The sequence below is a fragment of the Novosphingobium sp. genome, from assembly GCF_027486195.1.
Lineage (GTDB): Bacteria > Pseudomonadota > Alphaproteobacteria > Sphingomonadales > Sphingomonadaceae > Novosphingobium.
In genome coordinates, this window is record NZ_JAIXPP010000004.1 from 1 (window position 1) to 4,464 (window position 4,464).

Annotated in this window: 5 protein-coding genes; 4 read left to right on the top strand and 1 reads right to left on the bottom strand. The window is 62.5% G+C overall.

Annotated elements, in window-relative coordinates; translation table 11 throughout:
- The 3 genes from Q0071_RS00890 to Q0071_RS00900 all read left to right on the top strand — a co-directional run.
- Window positions 1-805: hypothetical protein (locus Q0071_RS00890; protein ID WP_298164228.1), on the top strand; the 805-nt coding region annotated here is incomplete at its 5' end.
- A complete protein-coding gene (locus Q0071_RS00895; RefSeq protein WP_298164230.1) occupies window positions 795-2,051 on the top strand; it encodes a phosphotransferase family protein in 1,257 nt (418 codons plus the stop codon). The genes Q0071_RS00890 and Q0071_RS00895, both read left to right, overlap by 11 nt.
- A complete protein-coding gene (locus Q0071_RS00900) occupies window positions 2,048-2,551 on the top strand; it encodes a hypothetical protein (RefSeq protein ID WP_298164233.1) in 504 nt (167 codons plus the stop codon). The genes Q0071_RS00895 and Q0071_RS00900 overlap by 4 nt, the downstream gene beginning before the upstream one ends.
- A 12-nt stretch (window positions 2,552-2,563) precedes the next feature.
- Here the strand turns inward: Q0071_RS00900 and Q0071_RS00905 are convergent, their stop codons facing one another.
- Entirely contained in the window at window positions 2,564-3,571 is a 1,008-nt protein-coding gene (locus Q0071_RS00905; RefSeq protein WP_298164236.1) for an aldo/keto reductase, read from the bottom strand.
- A gap of 153 nt (window positions 3,572-3,724) precedes the next feature.
- Here Q0071_RS00905 and Q0071_RS00910 point away from each other — a divergent pair.
- The coding region (locus tag Q0071_RS00910) for an FAD-dependent oxidoreductase (protein WP_298164239.1) at window positions 3,725-4,464 on the top strand (740 nt) is incomplete at its 3' end.

A 4,464-nucleotide genomic window follows, 5' to 3' on the forward strand; every position in this document is an offset into this window, starting at 1 on the left:
CAAGGGGCTCAGCCTGCATCCCTGGCAGATCGAGCACAACGACGCGCAGATGCATTTGCCCTGCCCCGAGCGCTTCGACGATTTCACGCTAGCCAATGGCCTGTCGTTTCAGGCGCACAGCGCCCGCGATTGCGCGTTCCAGTACCAGTCTCTCAATGGCAATTGCGCGCTCGACATCACCTACAGCGCGGTATGCGATCCCTTCGATCCTCACGATCCGGCGGAAAACCCGCTGATCGCCTCGTCCAAGCTCGCCGGCTATGATGGCTGGAACACTGGCCACATGGAAAGCAAGGGCCGCGTCACCGGCACACTCTCGCTTCACGGCCGCGAGTACAAGGTCGATTGCACCGAGGGCATGAACAAGAGCTGGGGCCCGCGCAAGGACTGGGGCAGCAAGGGCGGCACGTGGGTTCATGTCAACCTCGGCCCCGATCTCGGCGCATTCCTCGTCCTGGGACTCGAGTTCGAAAACAAGGAGGTCGTCTATGGCCCCTTCAAGTTCGGCTACGTGGTCATCGACGGCGAGCGCCGCCCCCTCGTTCGGGCCACCATGCGCGCGCAGCGGTTCGATATGCTGGTTACCCGCGCCGTGGTCGAGTTCGAAGATGATCGCGGCAATTGCTGGAACGCGGTCGGCACGACTGTTGCTGCCGCACCGTGGTATAACTTCAATCCGTCGAGCGCGGCTTTCCAGACCTTGATGCGCTGGGAAAGCGGCACCCGCGTCGGCCACAGCCACATCGCCGATTTCGCCGGCCTCGCGCACCTTTCACGCGGGATGGCCGACAAACATGACACCTGACCCTAAAAGCGGGACGACGGACCAGACCATGATCGACGACAGCATCCGGCAGCATCCCAGCGATGCCTTCATCGAAGCGGTCCGCGCGCGGTTTCCCACCGAGCACGAAGTCGACACCGTGCTCACCCGCAAGATGCGCCGCCGCAATGGTCCTTCGTTTCAGGCGGTTGCGCTGGATACGCTGGTCGATGGCACCGAGCGGCTGATCACCAATCAGGTCGGCTATCCGGTCCGCATCGCTGATGCGCGCTGGCTTTCCGGCGGCGCATCCAAGCTGCAGATGCTGTTCAACCTCCAATGGCGCGGCGAGAACGCCGATGGCCAGGCGCAAGTCGTCACACCGATGGTGCTGCGGATGGAACCGGCAGCTTCGGTTACAGAGTCGAGCCGTCGGCGTGAGTTCGAAGTGATCCGCGCGGTCGAGGGCACCGTACCAGTCCCGCGTGCCTACTGGATGGACCCGGACGCGCAGTTTCTGCCCTATCCGGCGATGGTCTATGGCTTTGCCACCGGCACAGCCAAGCCCTCGCACGATGCCGGAAAAGTCACAGGCCTCGGCCAGAACTATGGGCCAGACTTGCGCGCCAAGCTGGCACCGCAGTTTATCGACTACCTCGCCCGCATTCACAATTTGCCGATCGGCACGCCGCCTGTGCTTGCCAGCTTTGACCGGCCGGAGGTGGGATCGAACGCCTCAGTGATCCGACAGGTCAATGCCGCGCGGCGCATCTGGGAGGAAGACCGGATCGAGGAAGAGCCGGTCATGGCAGTGGTTTACAAGTGGCTCATCCGCAATGCCCATCCGATCGACCATATCTCGATTGTCCATGCCGACTATCGCAGCGGCAATTTTCTGTTCGATGAAGCAAAGGGCGAGATCACCGCATGGCTCGATTGGGAAGGTGCGGTGCTGGGCGACCGGCATCAGGACCTGACATACGCAGCGCTGCCGATCTTCCAGCACTATGCCGAAGATGGCGAGACGATCCTGGTCTCGGGGATGATGCCCGAGGCAGAGCTCTATGCCGCTTATGAAAAGGCCTCGGGCCTGCCGGTCGATCCGGCTCGCATCCGCTATTTCGGCGTGTTCAACCGCTATCTCGTCTCGGTGCTGCTGCTGGCAGCCTCGACCCGGGCGGCACGCGGCGCATCGACCCATCAGGACGTGCTGCTCAACCATGTTGCCGGAATGGGCTACCTCGCCCTCTCCGATCTGCTCAGCTTTTTCCGGAGTGCGACGGCATGAACCAGGATTTCGAAACCCAGCTGCAAGTGATTCAGCGCGCGCTGGGCGAGGTGGTGCTTCCCGCCCTGGGAAACGCTGACAAGCATGTGATCGAACAGCTCCACCTCTCGCTCGCAGCCATCGGCTTCATGCAGCAGCGCTTGCCGCTGGCGCGCCGCTACTATCGCGGCACGCTACAACGCTACTTGACCATGGCCAACGCGGTGTGCGCGCGGTTGCAGGCGAAGGCATGCGGCCTCGAAGACCTGTCCGCCAAAGGGCAGGCGACATTGGATGATCCTTCAGCGTCGGATGCCGATTTTCGCGCCGCGATAGCAGCCTTGCGGGCCATGATCGCGGTGCTGGTCGAAACCAGTCAAGACACGCCGCATGAAAGCGCGCTCGATGCGCTGGTCATGGAGCACTGCGAGGCGATCCTCAGCGAAGACCGCTCATGGTGCATCCCGCTCGGCTTTGAGCTGCGCCCCGAGGATCTGCCCAAGCCTGACTGGCAGCCCTGAGCGGCTTCGGCCTTACGCGAAGTGCTTTACAGCGAACGTAAGCGGATCGGGCCCAGTGCGGCCCTCCGCGCTGTCGAGTGTCGCAATCGCGGCGAGATCGGTTTCGTCGAGATCAAACGACAGTGAAGCCATGTTCTGCGCAAGGTGCTGCACGCTCGTCGCCTTCGGAATGGCGGATGCGCCGGATTGCGTGAGCCAGCGCAGCACCACTTGCGAGGGCGTGCGCGCATGCTTGGCTGCGATTTCCGCAAGCACCGGCTCACCCAGCAAAGGGACTCCCCCGGTGCCGCCACCGCCGAACGGCGACCAAGCCTGCGAAATGATGCCATGCTCCCGATGAAACGCATGCAGCGCGCGCTGCTGAAAGCGCGGATGCATCTCGATCTGGTTCACCCCCGGCACGACCTCGGTTTCAGCGATCAGCCGGGCGAGATGTTCTGCCGTAAAGTTCGAAACGCCAATCGAGCGGACCAGCCCCTCTTCCCGCAGCGCAATCAACGCGCGCCAGGTCTCGACGAAAAGGTCGTCCATCGGCAGCGGCCAGTGGATCAGGTAAAGGTCGATCTGATCGAGCCCCAGCCGCTGCAGGCTGCCCTCCAGCGCGGCGCGCGGTTTGCCCAGGCCATGCTCGGTGTTCCAGAGTTTGGTGGTGACGAACACATCGCTCCGCGCCAGCCCGGACTGGCGCAGCCCATCGCCCACTTGCTGCTCGTTGCCGTAGACGGCGGCGCTGTCGAACAGGCGGTATCCAGCATCTGCTGCGCTGGCGAGCACGGCGGCCGTTTCGGTTTCAGAGCCGAACCGCATGAGACCAAGCCCCAGTTGTGGCATGCTATGGCTATCGTTGAGGATCACGTCCGGGCTCATCATCAATCCGCCTCTGTTGCGTACACGGCTCGCGTGCCAATATCGACTCGCCATCCGCGAATCAACGTATTCGTTGAATCGGTAGAAGGCACTGCCAACCGCATCAAAAAATCCCTGACCCAGATGCAGAAGTGCGCTGCGATGTCCGTTCATGTACAAAATATTAGACCTTCGTATTATGAACTTAGCCTCAACACGCAAGATCGACACCGTAAGCACGCCCATGCAGCGCCGTATGTGGGGAGACGCTCATTCGGCTTAATCAACATACATGTTGACTTTTGTCGCCCGGTTGCGGACAGAGAGATGGAGAGCGTCCCGCTGTTGGTGCGCGCCGGCAATCACAAGCAGTGGCAGGTAGCTGTGCAACCCACCGAACATCCCGATTGGCTGACTGAGGCGTTGGCGACCGCGAATGTGCCCACCCTTGCATGCCTGCTCGTGCAGCTGACGGGTGAACACCGCTGGATCGAAGGAAAGTTCATCCCCACACGCACGCGCGGGATGGACGACAACGACAGCGGCGGCCTGCCCGATGATGTGCAGCGCGAAATCCGCGATGCCGCCCACGTGGCTCTGACCCAGCATTTCGCTGGTGAACCGGCCCGACTGGCCAACCCCTCCGATGCACTGCTGGTCGAGATGATGGGCGTCTCACTCGGCGAGACGATTCCGGCATCATACGCTGCCATGATCCGCACTGACCTCGATCTGCCCGCAGCCGATGGCAGCAGGCCAACCAATCCTCCCGTTCCGGAAGGCTTTCGCGCGCTGATTATCGGCGCAGGCATTTCCGGCCTCTGCGCCGCTATCCAGCTCGCAGAGGCGGGCATCCCGTATACCATTGTCGAGCGCCACGACCGGCCCGGCGGCGTCTGGCTGGAAAACCGTTATCCGGGGGCGGCCTGTGACGTGCCAAGCCACCTCTATTCGTTCTCGTTCGCGCCTTACGACTGGTCGCGCTACTTCGCCGGCAGCCGGGAAATCCACGCCTATCTCGAGAAGGTCGCGGGCGATCACGACATCACCCGTCACATCCGCTTCGG

What these genes read in the sequence shown, in the direction of transcription:
- Q0071_RS00895 (WP_298164230.1), top strand. Translation starts at nt 795, where the DNA reads ATGACACCTGACCCTAAAAGCGGGACGACGGACCAGACCATGATCGAC.
- Q0071_RS00900 (WP_298164233.1), top strand. Translation starts at nt 2,048, where the DNA reads ATGAACCAGGATTTCGAAACCCAGCTGCAAGTGATTCAGCGCGCGCTG.
- Q0071_RS00905 (WP_298164236.1), bottom strand. Translation starts at nt 3,571, where the DNA reads ATGAACGGACATCGCAGCGCACTTCTGCATCTGGGTCAGGGATTTTTT.